The 20,391-nt window shown below is 71.8% G+C and carries 16 protein-coding genes; 9 read left to right on the forward strand and 7 right to left on the reverse strand.

The genetic code is table 11. From position 1 onward, the window contains the following. The first annotated feature begins 541 nt into the window (after nucleotides 1-541). The 3 genes from ACH4RG_RS09225 (at nucleotide 542) to ACH4RG_RS09235 (ending at nucleotide 3,113) form a co-directional block, all read left to right on the forward strand. On the forward strand, nucleotides 542-1,195 hold the full coding sequence (locus ACH4RG_RS09225; RefSeq protein ID WP_397921236.1) for a DUF6230 family protein: 654 nt from the start codon (nucleotides 542-544) through the stop codon (nucleotides 1,193-1,195). Nucleotides 1,196-1,291: 96 nt separating this feature from the next. After that, nucleotides 1,292-1,834 (forward strand): DUF6114 domain-containing protein, encoded by a 543-nt coding sequence (locus tag ACH4RG_RS09230; RefSeq protein WP_398161121.1) that lies wholly within the window; start codon nucleotides 1,292-1,294, stop codon nucleotides 1,832-1,834. Next, the gene (locus ACH4RG_RS09235) at nucleotides 1,824-3,113 is read left to right on the forward strand and encodes a hypothetical protein (protein ID WP_398539308.1); all 1,290 of its coding nucleotides are present in this window, start codon (nucleotides 1,824-1,826) and stop codon (nucleotides 3,111-3,113) included. The genes ACH4RG_RS09230 and ACH4RG_RS09235 overlap by 11 nt, the downstream gene beginning before the upstream one ends. Nucleotides 3,114-3,212: 99 nt before the next feature. Here the strand turns inward: ACH4RG_RS09235 and pyk are convergent, their stop codons facing one another. The 3 genes from pyk to pta all read right to left on the reverse strand — a co-directional run bounded on the left by pyk (nucleotide 3,213) and on the right by pta (nucleotide 8,091). After that, complete coding sequence (gene pyk / locus ACH4RG_RS09240) at nucleotides 3,213-4,640, reverse strand: pyruvate kinase (protein ID WP_398539309.1); 1,428 nt, start codon at nucleotides 4,638-4,640, stop codon at nucleotides 3,213-3,215. Between the two features lie 104 nt (nucleotides 4,641-4,744). After that, nucleotides 4,745-5,956, reverse strand: a complete 1,212-nt coding sequence (locus tag ACH4RG_RS09245; RefSeq protein WP_397924327.1) for an acetate kinase — start codon at nucleotides 5,954-5,956, stop codon at nucleotides 4,745-4,747. Nucleotides 5,957-6,009: 53 nt separating this feature from the next. Then, nucleotides 6,010-8,091, reverse strand: a complete 2,082-nt coding sequence (pta, locus tag ACH4RG_RS09250; RefSeq protein WP_397924295.1) for a phosphate acetyltransferase — start codon at nucleotides 8,089-8,091, stop codon at nucleotides 6,010-6,012. Between the two features lie 330 nt (nucleotides 8,092-8,421). On the opposite strand from pta, the gene ACH4RG_RS09255 reads away from it, so the two are divergent. Next, nucleotides 8,422-9,447 carry an ATP-dependent 6-phosphofructokinase gene (locus tag ACH4RG_RS09255; RefSeq protein WP_397924293.1) on the forward strand — a complete coding sequence of 342 codons (1,026 nt, stop codon included), beginning with the start codon at nucleotides 8,422-8,424 and terminating at the stop codon, nucleotides 9,445-9,447. A gap of 88 nt (nucleotides 9,448-9,535) precedes the next feature. Here ACH4RG_RS09255 and ACH4RG_RS09260 read toward each other — a convergent pair whose 3' ends face one another. The 3 genes from ACH4RG_RS09260 to ACH4RG_RS09270 form a co-directional block, all read right to left on the reverse strand. Continuing rightward, nucleotides 9,536-10,240 carry a helix-turn-helix domain-containing protein gene (locus tag ACH4RG_RS09260; RefSeq protein WP_397924291.1) on the reverse strand — a complete coding sequence of 235 codons (705 nt, stop codon included), beginning with the start codon at nucleotides 10,238-10,240 and terminating at the stop codon, nucleotides 9,536-9,538. Between the two features lie 181 nt (nucleotides 10,241-10,421). Then, nucleotides 10,422-11,096, reverse strand: a complete 675-nt coding sequence (locus tag ACH4RG_RS09265; RefSeq protein ID WP_397924289.1) for a response regulator — start codon at nucleotides 11,094-11,096, stop codon at nucleotides 10,422-10,424. Continuing rightward, nucleotides 11,093-12,823 (reverse strand): ATP-binding protein, encoded by a 1,731-nt coding sequence (locus ACH4RG_RS09270; protein WP_398539310.1) that lies wholly within the window; start codon nucleotides 12,821-12,823, stop codon nucleotides 11,093-11,095. The genes ACH4RG_RS09265 and ACH4RG_RS09270 overlap by 4 nt, the downstream gene beginning before the upstream one ends. A gap of 159 nt (nucleotides 12,824-12,982) precedes the next feature. Here ACH4RG_RS09270 and ACH4RG_RS09275 point away from each other — a divergent pair, with 159 nt between their 5' ends. The 5 genes from ACH4RG_RS09275 (at nucleotide 12,983) to ACH4RG_RS09295 (ending at nucleotide 17,867) form a co-directional block, all read left to right on the forward strand. Beyond that, entirely contained in the window at nucleotides 12,983-14,347 is a 1,365-nt protein-coding gene (locus ACH4RG_RS09275; protein ID WP_397924285.1) for a cation:dicarboxylate symporter family transporter, read from the forward strand. Between the two features lie 223 nt (nucleotides 14,348-14,570). Continuing rightward, the gene (locus tag ACH4RG_RS09280) at nucleotides 14,571-15,878 is read left to right on the forward strand and encodes an LAETG motif-containing sortase-dependent surface protein (protein WP_397928902.1); all 1,308 of its coding nucleotides are present in this window, start codon (nucleotides 14,571-14,573) and stop codon (nucleotides 15,876-15,878) included. Nucleotides 15,879-16,025: 147 nt separating this feature from the next. After that, complete coding sequence (locus tag ACH4RG_RS09285; protein WP_397924281.1) at nucleotides 16,026-16,436, forward strand: MerR family transcriptional regulator; 411 nt, start codon at nucleotides 16,026-16,028, stop codon at nucleotides 16,434-16,436. Next, nucleotides 16,433-16,798, forward strand: a complete 366-nt coding sequence (trxA, locus tag ACH4RG_RS09290; RefSeq protein ID WP_397924279.1) for a thioredoxin — start codon at nucleotides 16,433-16,435, stop codon at nucleotides 16,796-16,798. The genes ACH4RG_RS09285 and trxA overlap by 4 nt, the downstream gene beginning before the upstream one ends. Before the next feature lie 163 nt (nucleotides 16,799-16,961). Then, nucleotides 16,962-17,867: an NAD(P)-dependent oxidoreductase gene (locus ACH4RG_RS09295; RefSeq protein WP_397928899.1), complete on the forward strand. Its 906-nt coding sequence runs from the start codon at nucleotides 16,962-16,964 to the stop codon at nucleotides 17,865-17,867. A gap of 78 nt (nucleotides 17,868-17,945) precedes the next feature. Here the strand turns inward: ACH4RG_RS09295 and glgB are convergent, their stop codons facing one another. Next, nucleotides 17,946-20,363 (reverse strand): 1,4-alpha-glucan branching enzyme, encoded by a 2,418-nt coding sequence (gene glgB, locus ACH4RG_RS09300; RefSeq protein ID WP_398161119.1) that lies wholly within the window; start codon nucleotides 20,361-20,363, stop codon nucleotides 17,946-17,948. Nucleotides 20,364-20,391: the final 28 nt, after the last annotated feature.

Here is a 20,391-nt window from a genome sequence, read left to right on the forward strand (position 1 = left end):
CGGGAAGGCCGCGCTTTACCAAATCTTGACAAAGATGCAAGCTGTTACTCGCAGTAAGGCGAGTCGGTGATTCTGTCCTGTTTCCATGAAGTTTCCCGCCATTCGGATGTCCCTTTCGTGCCACCCTGTGTCGCCGCGTGATGCCGCGCTGTCGTCCTGTGGTTGTCGGGCCGTTACTAGCCAGTAATGATCCCCCTTGTGTCACGGCCGTGAATGCACCACGATCGGCCACGCTCGGTCCCATACCCTCAGCCCGGTCTCCAGCCGGTGCCCGGGGGGTTGTTGGGTCCCCACCGAGTGGTCGGCGGCAGTGGCGCCGACCGCGGACAGGGGGGTTCCCGCCCACGGGCGGGGCCTGTCCGACCGGCCGCGCGGACAGCGCGGCCAGTGGTTGTCGCTCGGGGGTGAACGCCGGTGGATCGGATGCGGGACACGTCTCCGAGCGCGGGCGCTCTCCTTCCCGAGGACGTAGCACTTCTCCCATCCCAGGACGGGCACGACGCCCGGACCGGAGATGTACGTCCGAGAAGAAGGAGCAAGTATGAGTTCCCAGGTTCGCGGTGGGACGAGATGGAAGCGGTTCGCACTGGTCATGGTGCCGAGCGTCGTCGCCACGGCGGCGGTGGGCGTCGGCCTCGCACAGGGCGCGCTCGCCGCGTCGTTCAGTGTGTCCGGGCAGAGCTTCAAGGTCAGCACCGACAAGCTGGACGGCCACGACTTCGTCCAGTACGGCAGTGTCGCGGTCGGCAAGGACCTCAAGGGCAGGAAGGCCGCGCACCCGGTCGCGGTGTCGGGCTTCAGCAGTGCCACGATCACCAACATGTGCCAGTCGGTGGTCACGCCGAAGGTCCCCTTCATCGGCAAGAGCGTCAGCCTTGAGCTGACGGCGGGCACCGACCCGGACCGGCCGGTCGAGGCCACCAACCTCTACCTGGATGTCGCCCAGCTGGACGCCGACGCCGATTTCGAGAACATCGACATCGGTGTCGCGGCCGGTGAGCTGAAGAAGAAGGACCGGCCCAACGGGATAGGCATCCAGCCCGGTACCGAGGCCAACAAGGCGGGCTTCGCGCAGCGGGCCGACCGGGCCGTCCTGACCAAGGTGAAGCAGACGGCGTGGGCGACCACCGCCGGCACCTTCAAACTCAGCGACCTGAAGCTGAAGCTGCACACGGGCGTCAAGGAGTGCTTCTAGCACTCCGGCCGGGGTGGCCGGAGCGTCCTCTCCGGGCTTTCCGGTCACCCACCCTCCCCATCTCACGGCAGTACCGGTTCCAGGGAGCTGTTTTCCATGAGCCCCGAGTCCACAGGGCAGAACGAGCACTACATCCGCGTCATTCGGCGACGCTTCCGCGCCTGGCGGGGTCACCGGCCGTTCTGGGCCGGACTGTTCACCATGGCCGGTGGCATCCCCATCGCCTACTTCCCGTATGCCAGCATGACGCTCGGCAACATGACGCTGGCCATGTCCACCACGGCCGGCGCCGGATCCCTGATCATCGGGGTCCTGCTGATCACGCTCGGTCTGACGATGTGGTACCACAGCATCGTGCGGGTCTTCGCCGGTGTCGCGGCCATCCTGCTCGCGCTGATCTCCATCCCCGTCGCCAACATCGGCGGCTTCGTCATCGGATTCGCCCTCGCCCTCGTCGGCGGAGCCATGTCCGTTTCCTGGGCCCCGGGCAAGCCGGAGGACGCCGACGGGACCCCGCTCGCCGAGCACCCCGAGGAGGAGCGCTCCGCGGGCGAGTCGCACGCCGCGGCCGTGCCGCAGCAGGGCGGCGGCTACGAGCTGGCTGCCGACGCCGACGGCGGGAGGCATCGTGCGGGGTGACGACGGGCAGCAGATGAACGCCCACCCCGGCGACGGCCTCCGCGAGCGCACGGGCCCCCGTCACGCGGCCCCCAGGAAGTCGCTGCTGACCAAGCTGCACCTGCCGAGCGGCAAGAAGGCCCTGGCCCTCGCCGCGATGCCGACGGCGGTCTTCGTGGGCATGGGGCTGACGCCCAAGCTGGCCCTGGCCGACGACCGTGCCGACATCCCGTTCGCGCCCGGACCGTGCGTCACCCGGTCCGACGAGCCGAGCGAGTCCGAGTCGCCGGAGGCCACCCCGTCCCCGTCGGCCACGGCGAAGGACGAGGCCGACAAGGACGCGAAGCCCGGCGACGACGCCGCCACGCCGACGCCCTCGGCCGGCGGTTCCGCCGACGGGGCGAAGCCCGACGCGGACGCCGGCAAGCCGGCGCGGTCCGCCGGGGAGACGCCCGCCGAGGCGCCCTCCGCGACCCCGACGCCCACGCGGTCGAAGAACCCGCTGGACCCGCTCGGGGTCGGCGACGCGCTCAAGGACCTCTTCGACGGGCCTGCCGACGAGGCCGGGACCGAGAAGCCGGCCGGTCCGTCCCCGAGCCCGACGACCGAGCCCCCGAAGCCTTCCGACGAGCCGAAAGACCCGGCCGGGAGTGCGGCGGACAAGGCGAGGGAGACGTCCGGCAAGACGGCCGACGCCATCCGCGAGGCGGCCGAGAGGGCGGGCAAGGACGTCGAGGAACTCGACGAGGACGTCAAGGGACTCGACCCCAAGAAGGACGAGGCCATCCCGGATGGCGCCAAACCCCGCTTCCCGTGCCCCGAGCCCGACCCGGACGCGCTCGCCGCGGCCGAACTGGAGCCCGGCATGCCGCTGCTCCCGTCCGACCCGTGGATCCTGGAGTCGACGCTGCTCACCCTCAACGGCCTGGACTACCACGGCATCGTCGAGGTGAAGAAGGCGGACGGCAGCGTCAAGAAGGTGCTCAAGTTCACCGCCGGTTCCATCGACATCAAGGACCTGCACCAGCTGACCGTCGGCCCCGCGGGCACGACCGGCCATGTGAAGTCGCGGCCCGGATCCACGTCGACGATCCGCGACGGCGAGGTGACGATGTACACCGAGGAGCTGAAGGGCAACCTCTTCGGTCTCATCCCGATCACCTTCAGCCCGGAAACCCCGCCGCCGCTGAACGTCCCCTTCGCCTTCTTCACCAAGGTGAAGGTGGTCCAGGCCGGCCAGTTCGGCGGCACGCTCACCGTTCCGGGGCTGAAGAACTACCTCGACGGCGGCAACGGCTGACAGCCGCCCGCCCCCCGGTCCCGGCCGGGAGCCGCACAGGGCCGTGGGCCGTACTCCTCACCAGGAGTACGGCCCACGGCCCTGTCGGTGCGGGGTACGTCAGTCCCGCCCGCCGCCCAGGTGGTGCACCCGGACCATGTTGGTGGTGCCGGGGATGCCGGGGGGCGAGCCGGCGGTGATGATCATCGTGTCGCCGTCGTTGTAGCGGTTCAGCTTCAGCAGCTCCGCGTCGACCAGGTCGACCATCGCGTCGGTGTTGTCCGCGTGCGGGACGACGTGCGACTCGACGCCCCAGCTCAGGGCGAGCTGGTTGCGGGTGGCCTCGTCCGTGGTGAAGGCCAGGATCGGCTGGGCCGTGCGGTAGCGGGAGAGGCGGCGGGCGGTGTCGCCGGACTGGGTGAAGGCGACCAGGGCCTTGCCGTCCAGGAAGTCCGCGATCTCGCAGGCGGCGCGGGCCACCGAACCGCCCTGCGTACGGGGCTTCTTGCCGGGGACCAGCGGCTGGAGACCCTTGGAGAGCAGCTCCTCCTCCGCCGCGACGACGATCTTCGCCATCGTCTTGACCGTCTCGATCGGGTAGGCGCCCACCGAGGACTCGGCGGAGAGCATGACCGCGTCCGCGCCGTCCAGGATCGCGTTGGCGACGTCCGAGGCCTCGGCGCGGGTCGGCCGGGAGTTGGTGATCATCGACTCCATCATCTGGGTCGCCACGATCACCGGCTTGGCGTTCCGCCGGCACAGCTCCACCAGGCGCTTCTGCACCATCGGGACCTTCTCCAGCGGGTACTCGACGGCCAGGTCGCCGCGGGCCACCATCACACCGTCGAACGCCGCGACGACGCCCTCCATGTGCTCGACGGCCTGCGGCTTCTCCACCTTGGCGATGACGGGGGCCCGGCGGCCCTCCTCGTCCATCACCTTGTGGACGTCCTTGACGTCCTCGGCGTCCCGGACGAAGGAGAGGGCGACCAGGTCGCAGCCCATCCGCAGCGCGAAGCGCAGGTCATCGACGTCCTTCCCGGACAGGGCGGGGACGTTGACCGCCGCGCCGGGCAGGTTGATGCCCTTGTGGTCGGAGATGACACCGCCCTCGATGACGATGGTCCTCACCCGGGGGCCCTCGACCGCGACGACCTTCAGTTCGACGTTGCCGTCGTTGATCAGGATCGGGTCGCCCTTGACGACGTCGCCGGGCAGACCCTTGTAGGTCGTGCCGCAGATCGACTTGTCGCCGGGGACGTCCTCGGAGGTGATGGTGAACTCGTCCCCGCGGACCAGCTCGACCGGGCCCTCGGCGAACTTCGCCAGCCGGATCTTGGGACCCTGGAGGTCGGCGAGCACGCCCACCGCGCGGCCGGTCTCGGCGGCCGCCTTGCGGACACGGTCGTAACGGCCCTGGTGTTCCTCGTGGGTACCGTGGCTGAAGTTGAAACGGGCCACGCTCATGCCGGCCTCGATCAGAGCGACGAGCTGCTCATGGGAGTCGACGGCGGGACCGAGGGTGCAGACGATTTTGGAACGGCGCATGAGGCGGATCCTATCGGTTTGTTTCGCTGCGGAATATTCCGTCTGGTGGAAGGTACAAAGGGGCGCGGGGGTGCTCAGTTGTCGACCCCTCCGATCCCCGCGGGCTACGGTCGGCCGACGAGGGCGAACGTCTGGTCGGCGATCTCCAGCTCCTCGTCCGTCGGTACCACGGCGACCGCCACCCGGGCGTACTCCGGCGAGATCAGCCGCGGCTCTCCGGACCGTACGGCGTTGAGCGAGGCGTCCACCGCCATGCCCAGCTCCTCCAGGCCCGCGATGGCAGCTTCCCGCACCGGGGCCGCGTTCTCCCCGACCCCCGCCGTGAACGTCACCGCGTCCACCCGGCCGAGCACCGCCGTGTAGGCGCCGATGTACTTCTTCAGCCGGTGGACGTAGATGTCGAAGGCCAGCGCGGCCCGCTCGTCACCCTCGTCGATCCGGCGGCGGATCACCCGCATGTCGTTGTCGCCGCACAGCCCGACCAGCCCGCTCTTCTTGTTCAGCAGGACGTCGATGTCGTCGGCCGACATGCCCGCCACCCGCTTCAGGTGGAAGGTGACCGCCGGATCGATGTCCCCGGAGCGCGTACCCATCACGAGCCCTTCCAAGGGCGTCAGCCCCATGGAGGTGTCCACGCACCGCCCGCCCGCGACCGCCGACGCGGACGCCCCGTTGCCCAGGTGCAGCACGATGACGTTCACGTCCTCGGGGGCCCGGCCCAGCAGCTCGGCCGTCTTCCGGGAGACGTACGCGTGCGAGGTGCCGTGGAAGCCGTAGCGGCGGATGCGGTGGGCGTCGGCGGTCTCCACGTCGATCGCGTACCGCGCTGCCGCCTCCGGCATCGTCGTGTGGAACGCCGTGTCGAAGACCGCGACCTGCGGCAGGTCCGGCCGCAGGGCCCGCGCCGTGACGATGCCCGTGATGTTCGCCGGGTTGTGCAGCGGTGCGACCGGGACGAGGCGCTCGATCTCCTTCAGCACCTCGTCGGTGATCACGGTCGGCGCGCTGAACCTCAGCCCGCCGTGCACCACCCGGTGCCCGATCGCGGCGAGTTCGGGGGAGTCGAGGCCGAGGCCGTCCGCCGCCAGCTCCTCGGCCGCCGCCTTGAGCGCCGCGTCGTGGTCCGCGATCCGGCCCGTACGTTCGCGGGGCTCGGTAACACCGCCGGTCAGCGGCGTGTGCACCAGGCGCGAGGTCTCCTCGCCGATCCGCTCGACCAGGCCCGAGGCCAGCCGGGAGCGGTCGCGCATGTCGAGGAGCTGGTACTTGACCGACGACGAGCCGGAGTTGAGGACGAGGACGCGGTGCGGTTCCACAGGGGCTGCCGTGCTTTCGTTTCCGGAGTCAGTGGCCGGGGGAGTGGGTGTCGTCATGCGGGGCGCTCCTCGCCCTGCGCCTGGATCGCGGTGATCGCCACGGTGTTGACGATGTCCTGGACGAGTGCGCCGCGCGACAGGTCGTTGACCGGCTTGCGCAGGCCCTGGAGCACCGGGCCGACCGCCACCGCGCCCGCCGAGCGCTGCACGGCCTTGTAGGTGTTGTTGCCGGTGTTCAGGTCCGGGAAGATCAGCACGGTGGCCTGGCCCGCCACCTCGGAGCCGGGGAGTTTCGTCGCCGCGACGGACGGCTCGACCGCCGCGTCGTACTGGATCGGCCCCTCCACCCGCAGCTCGGGCCGCTCCGCACGCACCCGCTCGGTGGCCTCGCGCACCTTGTCGACGTCCGCGCCGGAGCCGGAGGTCCCGGTGGAGTACGACAGCATCGCGATCCGGGGCTCCACGCCGAACCGGGCCGCGGTCACCGCCGACTGCACCGCGATGTCCGCGAGCTGCTCCGCGTCCGGGTCCGGGTTGACGGCGCAGTCGCCGTACACGAGGACCTTGTCGGCCAGGCACATGAAGAAGACGGACGACACGATCCTGGCGTCGGGCTTCGTCTTGATGATCTCGAAGGCCGGGCGGATCGTGGCCGCCGTGGAGTGCACCGACCCGGACACCATCCCGTCGGCGAGACCCTCCCGCACCATCAGCGTGCCGAAGTAGTTCACGTCCGCCACCACGTCGTGCGCCAGCTCCACCGTCACCCCGCGGTGCGCGCGCAGTTCGGCGTACCGCTCGGCGAAGGCCCCCCGCAGCTCCGAGGTGTGCGGGTCGATCAGCTGGGTGTCCGCGAGGTCGATGCCGAGGTCGGCGGCCTTCTTGCGGATCACGTCCACGTCGCCGAGCAGCGTGAGGTCGCAGACGTCCCGGCGCAGCAGTACGTCGGCGGCGCGCAGCACCCGCTCCTCGGCGCCTTCCGGCAGCACCACGCGCTTGCGGTCGGAGCGGGCCTGCTCCAGCAGCTCGTGTTCGAACATCATCGGCGTGACGCGTCCGCTGCGGGCCACCGAGATCCGGTCGAGGAGGGCGGCGGTGTCGACGTGGCGCTCGAACAGGCCGAGGGCGGTCTCCGCCTTGCGGGGCGTCGCCGCGTTCAACTTCCCTTCGAGGGCGAAGAGTTCCCCGGCGGTGGGGAAGGATCCGCCGGCCACCGACACGACCGGGGTCCCCGGTGCGAGCCGGGCGGCCAGCGTGAGTATCTCCTCGCCCGGGCGCTCGTTCAGGGTCAGCAGCACGCCCGCGATGGGCGGGGTGCCCGCGCTGTGCGCGGCCAGCGAACCCACCACCAGGTCCGCCCGGTCCCCGGGGGTGACCACCAGACAGCCGGGGGTCAGCGCGTTCAGCAGGTTCGGCAGCATGGCCCCGCCGAACACGAAGTCCAGCGCGTCGCGCGCGAGCCCCGAGTCGTCGCCGAGCAGCACCGTGCCGTCCAGCGCCGCGGTGATCTGGGCGACGGTGGGCGCGGAGAGCGCCGGGTCGTCCGGCAGGACGGAGACGGGCACCGGCAGCCGTGCCGCGAGCCGCTCCGCGATCGTCTCGCGGTCCTCGGCGGCGACCCGGTTCACCACCATGGCCAGCACGTCGCAGCCGAGGCCCGCGTAGGCGCGGTACGCGTTACGGGTCTCGGCGCGGACGGACTCCGCGTTCTGCCCCTTGCCCCCGACCACGGCGATCACCGACGCCCCGAACTCGTTGGCCAGCCGGGCGTTCAGCGCCAGCTCGTCGGGGAGCTGGGTGGCGGCGAAGTCGCTGCCCAGGACCAGGACCACCTCGTAGTCGCGGGCCACCTGGTGGAAGCGCTCGACGAGCCGGGAGACCAGCTCGTCCGTGCCCTTCTCCGCCTGCACGGCGGAGGCCTCGTGGTAGTCCAGGCCGTAGACGGAGGCCGGGCTCTGGGAGAGCCGGTAGCGGGCCCGGAGCAGCTCGTAGAGCCGGTCGGGTCCGTCGTGGACCAGCGGTCGGAACACGCCGACCCGGTCCACCTGACGCGTCAGAAGCTCCATGACTCCCAGCTCGACGACCTGCCGGCCGTCCCCCCGGTCGATCCCGGTCACGTACACGCTGCGCGCCACGCGTGCTCTCCCGTCCTCGTGTTCGGTGCCGCGGCCCGTGGTCCGCCCGCCGTGCGGTGATGCCCCCGTGCCAGCCCGGTGATCCGCCGGGTGCGGCATTGGCCTGCATTGCCTCTTGACGATACCTGCGGGGGCCGCTATGCCGCCCGCCGGAGGTATCGCCCCGGCGGCGACGCGCGCCCCCGTCCGAGAGGGCCTCCTACCCCCTGGACCCGGCCGAAAGCGCGGGGTCCGCGCCGGGCGTGGGACAATCGTCCTGGTTCAGGGCACGGGGGCCGCCACGGTCGGTCTCCCGGAAAAGCGCGACTAGCGAGCAGGAGACACACCTCGATGCGCATCGGAATTCTCACCGCGGGCGGCGACTGCCCCGGCCTGAACGCAGTGATCCGGTCGGTCGTCCACCGGGCCGTGGTCGGCCACGGCGACGAGGTCATCGGCTTCGAGGACGGCTTCAAGGGGCTGCTCGACGGCCACTTCCGCCCCCTCGACCTCAACGCGGTCAGCGGCATCCTCGCCCGCGGCGGCACCATCCTCGGCTCGGCCCGCCTGGAGCGCGACCGGCTGCGCGAGGCCGCCGAGAACTGCGAGGAGCTGTCCCGCCGCTACGGCATCGACGCGCTCATCCCGATCGGCGGCGAGGGCACGCTCACCGCGGCCCGCATGCTCTCCGACGCGGGCATGCCGGTCGTCGGCGTCCCGAAGACCATCGACAACGACATCTCCTCCACCGACCGGACCTTCGGGTTCGACACGGCGGTGGGCGTCGCCACCGAGGCCATAGACCGTCTCAAGACCACCGCCGAGTCCCACCAGCGCGTGATGGTCGTCGAGGTCATGGGCCGGCACGCGGGCTGGATCGCGCTGGAGTCCGGGATGGCCGGCGGCGCCCACGGCATCTGCCTGCCCGAGCGCCCCTTCCAGGTCGACGACCTGGTCAAGATGGTCGAGGAGCGGTTCGCGCGCGGCAAGAAGTTCGCCGTCGTCTGCGTCGCCGAGGGCGCGCACCCGGCGGAGGGCTCCATGCCGTACGCCAAGGGCGAGATCGACCAGTACGGCCACGAGCGCTTCCAGGGCATCGGCAACCGCCTGGCCATCGAGCTGGAGACCCGGCTCGGCAAGGAGGCCCGGCCGGTGATTCTCGGCCATGTCCAGCGCGGCGGCACGCCGACCGCGTACGACCGGGTGCTCGCCACCCGCTTCGGCTGGAACGCCGTGGAGGCCGTGCACCGCGGCGACTTCGGCCGGATGACCGCCCTGCGCGGCAACGACATCGCCATGGTCCCGCTCGCCGACGCCGTCACCCAGCTGAAGAGGGTCCCCGCCGAGCGGATGTACGAGGCCGAGTCGGTCTTCTAGCCGCCCTTCCGGCCGTCGTGCTCCCTGCAGCGGCAGGCCCTCCGCAACCGCACGGGCCGCACGGGCCGCACGGGCGGCCCGTGCGGGGTCACACCCCGGCGGTCCGCCAGAACTGGTCCACCACCCGGGACAGGAACGCCCGGCCCGCGTCGCCCGTCGACCCGGCGCGTTCCTGGCCGGTGCTGCTCCAGCTCAGCGTGGAGACCATCAGGGCCTGGTAGTCGGCGTGCAGCCGCTCCAGCACGTCCTGGATCAGCGCCCGGTCCAGCGGGACGATCTTGGCGACCGGGCGGACGTACGCCTGCCAGCGCGTGGTGACCGCGCTGCTCAGCAGCTCCGCCAGCTCCGCGTCGCGGCCCGTCGCCGTCAGGAACTGCGCGGCCGTCAGCTCCAGCGCCCGGCACAGGGCCGCCGACTGCTTCTCGTTGCCCCGCCAGCGCCCCGACTCCTCCATCCGCAGGTACGAGGCGCCCGTCATCCCCAGCAGCCGGGCCAGGTCGTCCACGGTCAGTTCCCGGGTCATCCGGTGCTCGCGCAGTGTGGCGGCGGCTGCCAGCAGTTCCCCGGGAGCGCACCAGAGGACGCCGGCGAGGGCGGTCAGCTCACGCTCCCCGGGCGTCGCGAGGCCGCGCTCCCAGGCGATGACGGTCTCTGCGCTGATCCGGAGTCCGTACTGGGCGGCTAGCCCGTAGGCGACATGGCCGGGAGCCATCCCCAGAGCCTCGCGGAGACGGCGCGCGGCGGGGGCGTTGAACGGCGGGGTGGGGTGCACGGGCCCACCGTAGAAGTCCATGTGCGCCCTGGCTACGGTAGGTTCCCCACAGATCACGCTTCGTAGGAACCTCCAGCCACGAACCGGGCGGGCGGTACGTGAACAGCGTCCCACCAGCGCTTTCTTTTGCTCCTCCGCAGAGGCGCGCCCCGGCCGGGAAACCGACCGGCAAGCGCTTGTCGGCCGCTCCGGCCGCGGCCGGTCAGCGTCCCGAGGCCAGCCAGCGGTAGTGCAGTTCCGGTCGGCCGACCTGCCCATAATGCGGACGCCTCGCGGCGCTGCCGACGGTCACCAGGTGCTCCAGATACCGCCGGGCCGTGATCCGCGACATGCCCAGCCGCTCCCCGGCGGCCGCCGCCGTCACCCCTTCCGGCGACTCCTTCAGCACCCGGGTCACGGCCTCCAGCGTCGGGCCGCTGAGCCCCTTGGGCAGCGCGGCCGGATGCGCGACCCGCAACGCGCCCAGCGCCCGGTCCACCTCTTCCTGCCCGCTCGCCTCCCCGGCGGCGGCCCGGAACTCCGCGTACCGCACCAGCCGGTCCCGCAGCGTGGGGTACGTGAACGGCTTCAGCACGTACTGCACGACGCCGAGCGACACCCCCTCGCGCACCACCGCGAGATCCCGCGCCGAGGTCACCGCGATCACGTCCGCCCCGTGGCCGGAGGCGCGCAGCGAGCGCAGCAGCCCGAGTCCGTGCCCGTCGGGCAGATAGAGGTCGAGCAGCAGCAGATCCACCGGCGTCCTCTCCAGCGCCCGCACCGCCGCCGCCCGGGTGTGCGCCACCGCCGTGACCGTGAAGCCCTCCACCCGCTCGACGTACATCTGGTGGGCGTCGGCGGCCACCGGATCGTCCTCCACCACCAGGACCCGGATCATGACGTGACCTCCTCGTGCGCGGACCCGGGCGTGTGCGCGGACCCGGGCGTGGGCCGCGAACCCGCCGGCGGCCGGGCCGGAAGCGGCAGCCGTACGGTGAACCGCGCGCCGCCGTCCGGACCCGCGTCGAGCTGCACCGTGCCCCCGTTGCGGCACGCCGCCTGCCGCACCAGCGCCAGACCGAGCCCGCGCCCCGCCCCGTGCGTCGACCAGCCGCGCCGGAACACCTCGTCCGCCGCCTCCGGGCCGATGCCCGCGCCCGTGTCCGTGACCCGCAGCAGCAACTCCCGCTCGTCGGCGAGCGCGGTCACGGTGACTCGGGCCCGCCCTGCCTGGCCTCCGGGCGCCCGGGGCGCCGGCACCGTCGCGGGACCGTCGCCCGATCCGTCGTCGGCGCCTTCCGAAGCCGCCTCCACCGCGTTGTCGATCAGATTGCCCAGGATCGTCACCAGATCGCGCTGGGCCAGTGAGGGCGGCAGCGCCCCGTCGTCGATCAGGCTGTCCTCCGCGAGCACCAGCTCCACGCCCCGCTCGTTCGCCTGGGCCGCCTTGCCGAGCAGCAGCGCCGCCAGCACCGGCTCCTCCACCGCCCCCACCACCCGGTCGGTCAGCACCTGCGCCAGCTCCAGCTCCGCCGTCGCGAAGTCCACCGCCTCCTCCACCCGGCCCAGCTCGATCAGCGACACCACGGTGTGCAGCCGGTTCGCCGCCTCGTGGGCCTGGGACCGCAGCGCCTGCGTGAAACCGCGCTCGGAGTCCAGCTCACCGGTCAGCGCCTGCAACTCGGTGTGGTCCCGCAGGGTCACCACCGTGCCGCGCCGCTCACCACCCACCACCGGACGGGTGTTGACCACGACGACCCGCTCCGCCGTCAGATGCAGCTCGTCCACCCGCGCCTCGGACGCCAGCAGCGCCCCGGTCAGCGGAGCGGGCAGGGCCAGTTCGTCGACCGTACGGCCGACTGCCTCCGTGTCCCGGTCCAGACCCAGCAGCTCCCGCCCGGCGTCGTTGATCAGCGCGACCCGCCGCCGCCCGTCGAGCATCAGCAGCCCCTCGCGCACCGCGTGCAGGGTGGCCTGGTGGTAGTCGTGCAGTCGGCTCAGCTCGGCCGCGTTCATCCCGTGGGTGTGCCGCCGCAGCCGGGCGTTGACCACGTACGTGCCGATCCCGCCGAGCGCCAGCGCCCCGCCCGCCGCCAGCGCGAGCGCGCCGAGCTGGTCCCGTACCTGGGAGGAGACCCGGTCCACGGTGATGCCCGCGCTGACCAGGCCGACGATCCGCCCGTGGTCGCGGATCGGGGTCACCACCCGTATCGAGGGGCCCAGTGTGCCGGTGTACGTCTCGGTGAAGGTCTGCCCGCGCAGGGCCTTCGCGGTGTTCCCGAGGAAGGTGTCCCCGATCTGTTCGGTGTCCGGGTGCGTCCAGCGGACCCGCTCGGTGTTCATGATCGTGACGAAGGCGATCCCGGTGTCCTCGCGCACCCGTTCCGCGTACGGCTGGAGCGCCGCGGACGGGTCCGGGGTGCGGATGGCCTCCCGCACGGAAGGGGAGTCGGCCACCGCCAGCGCCGCCACCCGCACCTGCCGCGCGGCCGTCTCCTCGGCCTGCGCGCTGCCCGAGACGTACGCGAAGACGGCGCACCCGGCCACCACCGCGGCGATCAGCACGACCTGCATGGCGAAGAGCTGGCCCGCCAGGGATCGGGGGAGGGCACGGGGGAGGCGCATACCCCACAGTCTGCCTGGCCCCACCGGGGCTGCCCCGGGTGGCCGGAAAGCGACTGTGAACGATATGAACGCAAGGGTGACCGGGGTCACAGGGCGGTGGATAGTCACCGAAGCCCCCAGGGACGGGGGCGCGAGCCCACCGAGCCCAGGAGCCCCACCATGGCTGTGGCAGCCAAACAACGGGACCGAACCCACTACCTGTACATCGCCGTGATCGCCGCCGTGGCGCTCGGCATCCTGGTGGGCTTCGCCGCCCCCGGGGTGGCCGTCGAGCTGAAGCCCATCGGCGCCGGTTTCGTGAACCTGATCAAGATGATGATCTCGCCGATCATCTTCTGCACGATCGTCCTGGGCGTCGGCTCGGTGCGCAAGGCCGCCAAGGTCGGCGCGGTCGGCGGCCTCGCGCTGGGCTACTTCCTGGTCATGTCGACCGTGGCCCTCGCCATCGGCCTGCTCGTCGGCAACGTCCTGGAGCCCGGCTCCACCCTCCACATCACCGAGCAGGCGCGGGCCGCCGGTGAGGCGCAGGCGTCGGGTGCGAGCGAGTCCACCGTGGACTTCCTGCTCGGCATCATCCCGACCACGATCGTCTCCGCCTTCACCGCGGGCGAGGTCCTCCAGACCCTGCTCGTCGCGCTGCTCGCGGGCTTCGCGCTCCAGGCGATGGGCTCGACCGGCGAGCCGATCATCCGCGGCATCACCCACATCCAGCGCCTCGTCTTCCGCATCCTCGCCATGATCATGTGGGCCGCCCCGGTCGGCGCGTTCGGCGCCATCGCCGCGGTGGTCGGCGAGACGGGCCTCGACGCCCTGAAGTCCCTGGCGATCATCATGATCGGGTTCTACGTCACCTGCGCGCTGTTCGTCTTCGTGGTGCTCGGCGCGATCCTGCGCCTGGTCGCCGGGGTCAACCTGTTCTCGCTGCTGAAGTACCTGGGCCGCGAGTTCCTGCTCATCCTGTCCACCTCCTCCTCCGAGTCGGCCCTGCCGCGGCTGATCGCGAAGATGGAGCACCTCGGCGTCAGCAAGCCCGTCGTCGGCATCACCGTGCCGACCGGCTACTCCTTCAACCTCGACGGCACCGCGATCTACCTCACGATGTCCTCGCTGTTCATCGCCAACGCGATGGGCGACCCGCTGAGCGCGAGCGAGCAGATCTCGCTGCTGGTCTTCATGGTCATCGCCTCGAAGGGCGCGGCGGGTGTGACCGGCGCGGGCCTGGCGACCCTGGCCGGCGGACTCCAGTCGCACCGCCCCGAGCTCGTCGACGGCGTCGGCCTGATCGTCGGCATCGACCGCTTCATGAGTGAGGCCCGCGCGCTGACGAACTTCGCGGGCAACGCGGTCGCCACGGTGCTGGTCGGCCACTGGACCAAGGAGATCGACAAGGACCGGGTCGACGAGGTGCTGGCCGGCCGGGTCCCGTTCGACGAGAAGACCCTCGTCGACGACCACGCCCCGGCAGGCGGCCCGGGCGAGGTCCCCGAGCAGCGGGACACCGCGGAGCAGCCCGCGAAGGTCTGACCCGACGCCCCGCCTCCACCCCCTCACAGCCACTGCGGCCCCCCACCCGAGGACACCCGTACCCCCGGTACGGGTGTCCTCGGTTTCCGTGTCCGGTACGGGTGCCTTGTGTCCGTGTTCTGTCACGACCGCTCCTGACCGCACAACCCTCCTCGTCCTGCACCGGTCTTGAGAGGTGCAGGACCGCACTCCGCCCACGAGCCCCCACGACCGAAGGACTTCCATGCGCTTCCCCCCTTCCCGCAGCCGTACCCTGCGCGGCGGGACCGCCGCCGCAGCCGCCGCAGCGATGGTGGCGCTGGGCGCCGTACCGGCGCTCGCCGCCGAGCCGGAGCCGGACCTCGGCGTCGGAACGATCGCACCGATCAAGGGGGTTCAGGCCGGCAGTGCGTTCTCCACGCCCCTGACGTTCCTCAACAAGGGAACGGAGGAGGTGCCCGTCTCCTACGTGACGTACGCCGTGTCACCCGGTCTCCAGGCCGACGAGATGTACAAGAACTGCAGCTACTACACGATCCCCTCCCACGACGAGATGCCCGACTCCCACGTCGCCGCCTGCAAGATCGACCAGCCGCTGAAGCCGGGCGTCGTCTACGGCACGGAGAAGCCGCTCTCCCTCAAGGCGCTCGACTCCGCGCTCAACGACGATCTGCGGGTGACGCTGGGCGTCACCGAGCCGGACCCGGACCAGGGCGACAGCGGCTCCACCGACCCGGTCCAGGGCACCGGCGACCCGCTCACCCTCGTGGAGAAGGGCCCCGCCACCGACGCCGACCGGAAGAACCACCCCGAACCGACCGCCGAGGCCGACGTCACCGCGGCGAACACCGCCGACTTCGGCCTGACCGGCGCCGAGCTGAAGGGGAAGGTCGGCGACAAGGTCGACGCGATGGTGAAGTTCGCCAACAAGGGCCCCGCCCGGGTGCAGGGGAAGATCGACCAGAGCGTGACCACCGTCGACATCCGCATCCCGAAGGGCACGTCCGTCGTCAAGGCGCACGGATACTGCGACGCGGTCACCAAGACGCACTACCGCTGCGGGACCTCGCAGTCCTGGGTGGATGTGGACGGGGGCGAGAGCTACCCCTTCGTCCTGCGCATCGACAAGGCGGTCGGCCGCACCACCGGCGAGGTCTCCTTCAGTGGGCAGGAGCGCCCCTTCGACCGGAACGCGGCCAATGACACCGCGCAGATCGTGATCGACACCGGCAAGGAGTCGGACACCTCGGGCTCCACCGGCGGTACGGGGGGTACGGGCGGTTCCTCGTCCACCGGAGGCTCCGGCTCCACCGGCTCCACGAGCACCGTGGGCGGGGCCGGCACCACCGGCACCACCGGCACCACCGGCGGCTCCGCCGACACGGGCGGCTCGACGGCCGGCGGCGCGACCCCGCAGACGGCCGGCGGCAACCTCGCCGCGACCGGCTCGGACTCCACCGCCCCGCTCGTCGGCATGGCGGCCGCGGCGGTCGCCGCGGGCGGCGGCATCATCTGGGCCGTACGGCGGCGGACGGCGGCCCGCGCCGACTGACGGCGCGGTCCTCCTCCCGGTCGGCCACGGACGCCCCGGCTCGACGCCGCCGACCTGGTCCGACGCCGACGCCGACGCCGACGCCGACGCCCACGCCCACGCCCACGCCCTTGCGTTGACGTCGGCGTCAAGGAATACGTTCGTCCCATGCGAATCGGGGAGCTGGCGAGACGAGCCGGGATGACGACGCGGACGCTCCGCTATTACGAGTCGCGCGGGCTGCTGCCCGCGCGGCGCGCGGAGAACGGCTACCGCAGTTACGACGAGGGCGACCTGCGTCTCCTCCTCCAGATCCGGACCCTTCAGGACTTCGGGTTCGACCTGGAGGAGACCAGGCCCTTCGTCGACTGCCTGCGCGCCGGTCACCCGGCCGGGGACTCCTGTCCCGCCTCGCTCGCCGGCTACCGGCGCAAGCTCGACGAGCTGGACGCCCTGATCGGCCAGCTCACGTCGGTGCGCGCCGAGGTCGGCACCCAGCTCGCCCGAGCCGAACTGGAGGCGTCGGCCGCCCTGCCCGGTGGACCGGAGCCCCTCTGCGAACTGGGAGGACACCCATGATCCGTACCGAAGGCGTCACCGACGTCACCGAGGAGACCTTCGAGGCGGAGGTGCTGGAATCGACGCTGCCCGTGCTGGTCCAGTTCACCGCCGACTGGTGCGGCCCCTGCCGCCAACTCGCCCCCGTGCTGGGAGAGATCGCCCGCCAGGAGGCCGACCGGATCAGGATCGTCCAGCTCGACGTCGACCGCGAATCCGGGATCACCGTCCGGTACGGCGTGCTGGCGACACCCACCCTGATGGTCTTCCGGGCGGGTGAGCCGGTGAAGTCGATCGTCGGCGCCCGGCCGAAGCGGAGGCTGCTCCAGGAGTTGGAGGACGTCCTCGCCCCGGCCGCCCCCACCCACCCGAACCGCCCCTGACCACACCGGCCCGGACCGCCCCTGATCGCACAGAGCTGAACCGCCCCCGACCTGAACCGCCCCCGACCTGAACCCCACCGACCTGGACACTTTCCGGGAAGTGCGTATCTGACAGTCAAGTGGGTTCTGGTCAGGAGCTCTTCGCCCGCCCAGCATGATCCCCATGACGCGAGCGAACACGACCACTGCCCCCACCTCCGACCTCACCCCCGTCACCGTCCTCGGCCTCGGTGACATGGGCCGCTCCCTGGCCCGTGCCTTCGTGGCCGCCGGCCACCCCACCACCGTCTGGAACCGCTCTCCCGAGAAGGGCGAGGACGTCGTCTCCCTGGGCGGGGTGCGGGCCGCGTCCGCCGAGGAGGCCGTGCGGGCGAGCGGGCTCGTCGTGGTCTGCCTCGTCGACTACGACGCCTCTGACGCGGTCCTGGAGCCGCTGGCCGGGGCACTGGAGGGACGGGTCCTGGTCAACCTCACCTCGGACACCCCGGCCCGGTCGCGGAGGACCGCCGCCTGGGCCGAGAAGCACTCCCTGGCGTACCTCGACGGGGCGATCATGGTGCCGGTCGACGTGGTCGGCTCGGCGGACGCACTGGTGTTCCACTCCGGCGACCGGGCCGCGTTCGAGGCGCACGAGTCCACCCTCAAGGCGCTCGGCGCACCCGCCACCTTCCTCGGCGAGGACCACGGGCTCGCCGCCGCCTACGACATGGCGATGCTGGACTTCTTCTACGGGGCCATGGGCGGCCTCGTCCACGCCTTCGCGCTGGCCCGCGCGGAGGGCATCGACGGAGCGTCGCTCGCCCCGTACCTCAACACGATCGCGGGCATCCTGCCGCCGATCGCCGCGTACACGGCGCAGGACATCGACACGCGCTCGTACACGGGCGAGGGCGCGAACCTCGCCATGATGGCGGCCAGCGTCGACCACATCCTGCACACCGCGAAGGACCGCGGCCTGGACGTCTCGCAGCTCGCCGCCCTCAAGGGCGTCACCGACCGGGCGATCGCCAAGGGCCACGGCCCCGACTCCTGGTCGAGCATCGTCGAGGTGATCGCCGCCGATCACTGACCCGCCGGCTGCGGGGGAGGGCCCGTACCGCGTCCACCACCGACGCGGTACGGGCCCCGGTCCTGCCCGCCGGGCGGGCTACGCCGGGCGGAACCACACTGTGGCCAGCGGCGGCAGCGTGAGCGAGATGCTGCACGGGCGGCCGTGCGCGGGCACCGCCTCCGCCTTGAGCGGCTCCTCGTTGCGCACGTCGCCACCGCCGTACCGGGCGGCGTCGGTGTTCAGCACCTCCACCCAGCCCTCCGTACCGGTCTCCGGCACCCCGAGGCGGTAGTCGCTCCGGACCGCCGGGGAGAAGTGGGAGACCGCCAGCAGCGGGGAGCCGTCCGCGTCGTACCGCAGGAACGCGAACACGTTGTCCTCGGCCGCCCCGCCGTCCACCCAGCTGAACCCCTCCGGCACCGTGTCCCGCTGCCACAACGCGGGCACCGCCCCGTACACCGCGTTCAGGTCGCCGACCAGGGCCCGCACCCCGCGATGGTCGCCGGACGCCTCGTAGGAGGGGTCGAGCAGCCACCAGTCCGGGCCGTGCCCCTCGGACCACTCCGCTCCCTGGGCGAACTCCTGTCCCATGAAGAGGAGTTGCTTGCCGGGATGGGCCCACATGAAGCCCAGGTAGGCGCGGTGGTTGGCGCGCTGCTGCCACCAGTCGCCGGGCATCTTCGCCACCAGCGCCTGCTTGCCGTGCACCACCTCGTCGTGCGAGATCGGCAGCACGTAGTTCTCGCTGTACGCGTACACCATCGAGAAGGTCATCTCGTCGTGGTGGTACTTGCGGTGGATCGGCTCCTTGGCGATGTACTGGAGCGAGTCGTGCATCCAGCCCATGTTCCACTTCAGTCCGAAGCCCAGGCCCCCGCCGTCGGTGGGCCGGGTGACGCCGTCCCAGGCGGTGGACTCCTCGGCGATGGTGACGACACCGGGGTTGCGGCGGTAGACCGTCGCGTTCATCTCCTGGAGGAAGGCGACCGCGTCCAGGTTCTCCCGGCCGCCGAACTCGTTGGGCGACCACTGGCCGTCTTCTCGTGAGTAGTCGAGGTAGAGCATCGAGGCCACCGCGTCGACCCGCAGTCCGTCGATGTGGAACTCCTCGCACCAGTAGGTGGCGTTGGCGACGAGGAAGTTGCGGACCTCGGTGCGGCCGTAGTCGAACTCCAGCGTCCCCCAGTCCGGGTGCGCCGCGCGCCGCGGGTCGGAGTGCTCGTACAGCGGCCGCCCGTCGAACTCGGCCAGCGCCCAGTCGTCGCGCGGGAAGTGCGCCGGAACCCAGTCCATGATCACGCCGATGCCCGCCCGGTGCAGGGCGTCCACCAGGAAGCGGAAGTCGTCCGGGGTGCCCATCCGCGAGGTCGGCGCGTAGAAACCGGTGACCTGATATCCCCAGGAGCCACCGAAGGGATGCTCGGAGACCGGCATCAGCTCGACATGCGTGAAGCCCAGGTCCTTCACGTACGCCGGCAGCTGCGCGGCGAGTTGACGGTAGGTCAACCCCGGTCGCCACGAGGCGAGATGCACCTCGTACACCGAGAACGGGGCCTCGTGGACCGGCCGGTCGCCCCGGTGGGCCATCCAGTCCGCGTCCTGCCACGCGTGGTGCGACGCGGTGACGATCGAGGCGGTCGCGGGCGGCACCTCGGTGCGCCGGGCCATCGGGTCGGCCCGCACCGTGTGCGAACCGTCCGGGCGGCAGATGTCGTACTTGTACAGCGCGCCCTCGCCGACCCCGGGCAGGAACAGCTCCCACACCCCGGTCGAGCCGAGCGAACGCATCGGGAAGCCCGTGCCGTCCCAGTAGGTGAAGTCACCGGTGACGCGCACGCCGCGCGCGTTCGGCGCCCAGAGGGTGAACCGGGTGCCGGCCACCCCCTGGTGCTCCATCGGCTCCGCGCCGAGCGCCCGCCACAGCTCCTCGTGGCGGCCCTCGCCGATCAGATGCAGATCGAGCTCGCCGATCGCGGGCCAGAAGCGGTACGGGTCCTCCACCTCGATGACGTTGTCGTCGTACGCCACTTCGAGCCGGTACGCGGGGGCCTCCGGCACCGGCAGCACACCGGAGAAGAAGCCGTCGCCTTCGTCGTGCAGCTCGGCCCGCAGCCCGGTCGCCAGCACCGTGACGGACCGGGCGAACGGCCGAAGCGCCCGTACCAGCACTCCGCCGGGGACCGGGTGCGCGCCGAGCACGTCGTGCGGCGCGTGATGGTCGCCGGCCAGCAGCCGGCCGCGGTCCGCGCCGTCCAGCGCCGGCGCCGGGCGGGCGCCCTGGCCGTCCCCGGCCTCCCGGGGCCGCGGCGGGCCCGCGTCGGCGCGCCGGGGCCGGGTGCGCCCGGCGGTCGCGGTCTTCGTGGTGGTCGTGGCGGGTGTCGGCGGCGCCGCCATGTCGACGGCGGCTTCGACGGGTGCCTCGGCCGGCGCTACGGCAGGGATCTCGACGGGCACGTCTGCGGGCAGTTCGGCGGTCTTGCGGGATCCCTTGCGGGACGGCTTGCGGGCGGTCACAGGGACTGCCTCCTCGGAGGGTGAAGGG

It is taken from the genome of Streptomyces sp. NPDC021019, assembly GCF_044333295.1.
Lineage (GTDB): Bacteria > Actinomycetota > Actinomycetes > Streptomycetales > Streptomycetaceae > Streptomyces.

Coding starts and splice junctions, on each gene's coding strand:
- ACH4RG_RS09260 (WP_397924291.1), bottom strand. CDS start 10,240: ATGGACTTCTACGGTGGGCCCGTGCACCCCACCCCGCCGTTCAACGCC.
- pyk (WP_398539309.1), bottom strand. CDS start 4,640: ATGCGCCGTTCCAAAATCGTCTGCACCCTCGGTCCCGCCGTCGACTCC.
- ACH4RG_RS09270 (WP_398539310.1), bottom strand. CDS start 12,823: ATGCGCCTCCCCCGTGCCCTCCCCCGATCCCTGGCGGGCCAGCTCTTC.
- ACH4RG_RS09295 (WP_397928899.1), top strand. CDS start 16,962: ATGACGCGAGCGAACACGACCACTGCCCCCACCTCCGACCTCACCCCC.
- ACH4RG_RS09285 (WP_397924281.1), top strand. CDS start 16,026: ATGCGAATCGGGGAGCTGGCGAGACGAGCCGGGATGACGACGCGGACG.
- ACH4RG_RS09265 (WP_397924289.1), bottom strand. CDS start 11,096: ATGATCCGGGTCCTGGTGGTGGAGGACGATCCGGTGGCCGCCGACGCC.
- trxA (WP_397924279.1), top strand. CDS start 16,433: ATGATCCGTACCGAAGGCGTCACCGACGTCACCGAGGAGACCTTCGAG.
- ACH4RG_RS09230 (WP_398161121.1), top strand. CDS start 1,292: ATGAGCCCCGAGTCCACAGGGCAGAACGAGCACTACATCCGCGTCATT.
- ACH4RG_RS09275 (WP_397924285.1), top strand. CDS start 12,983: ATGGCTGTGGCAGCCAAACAACGGGACCGAACCCACTACCTGTACATC.
- ACH4RG_RS09225 (WP_397921236.1), top strand. CDS start 542: ATGAGTTCCCAGGTTCGCGGTGGGACGAGATGGAAGCGGTTCGCACTG.
- ACH4RG_RS09255 (WP_397924293.1), top strand. CDS start 8,422: ATGCGCATCGGAATTCTCACCGCGGGCGGCGACTGCCCCGGCCTGAAC.
- ACH4RG_RS09280 (WP_397928902.1), top strand. CDS start 14,571: ATGCGCTTCCCCCCTTCCCGCAGCCGTACCCTGCGCGGCGGGACCGCC.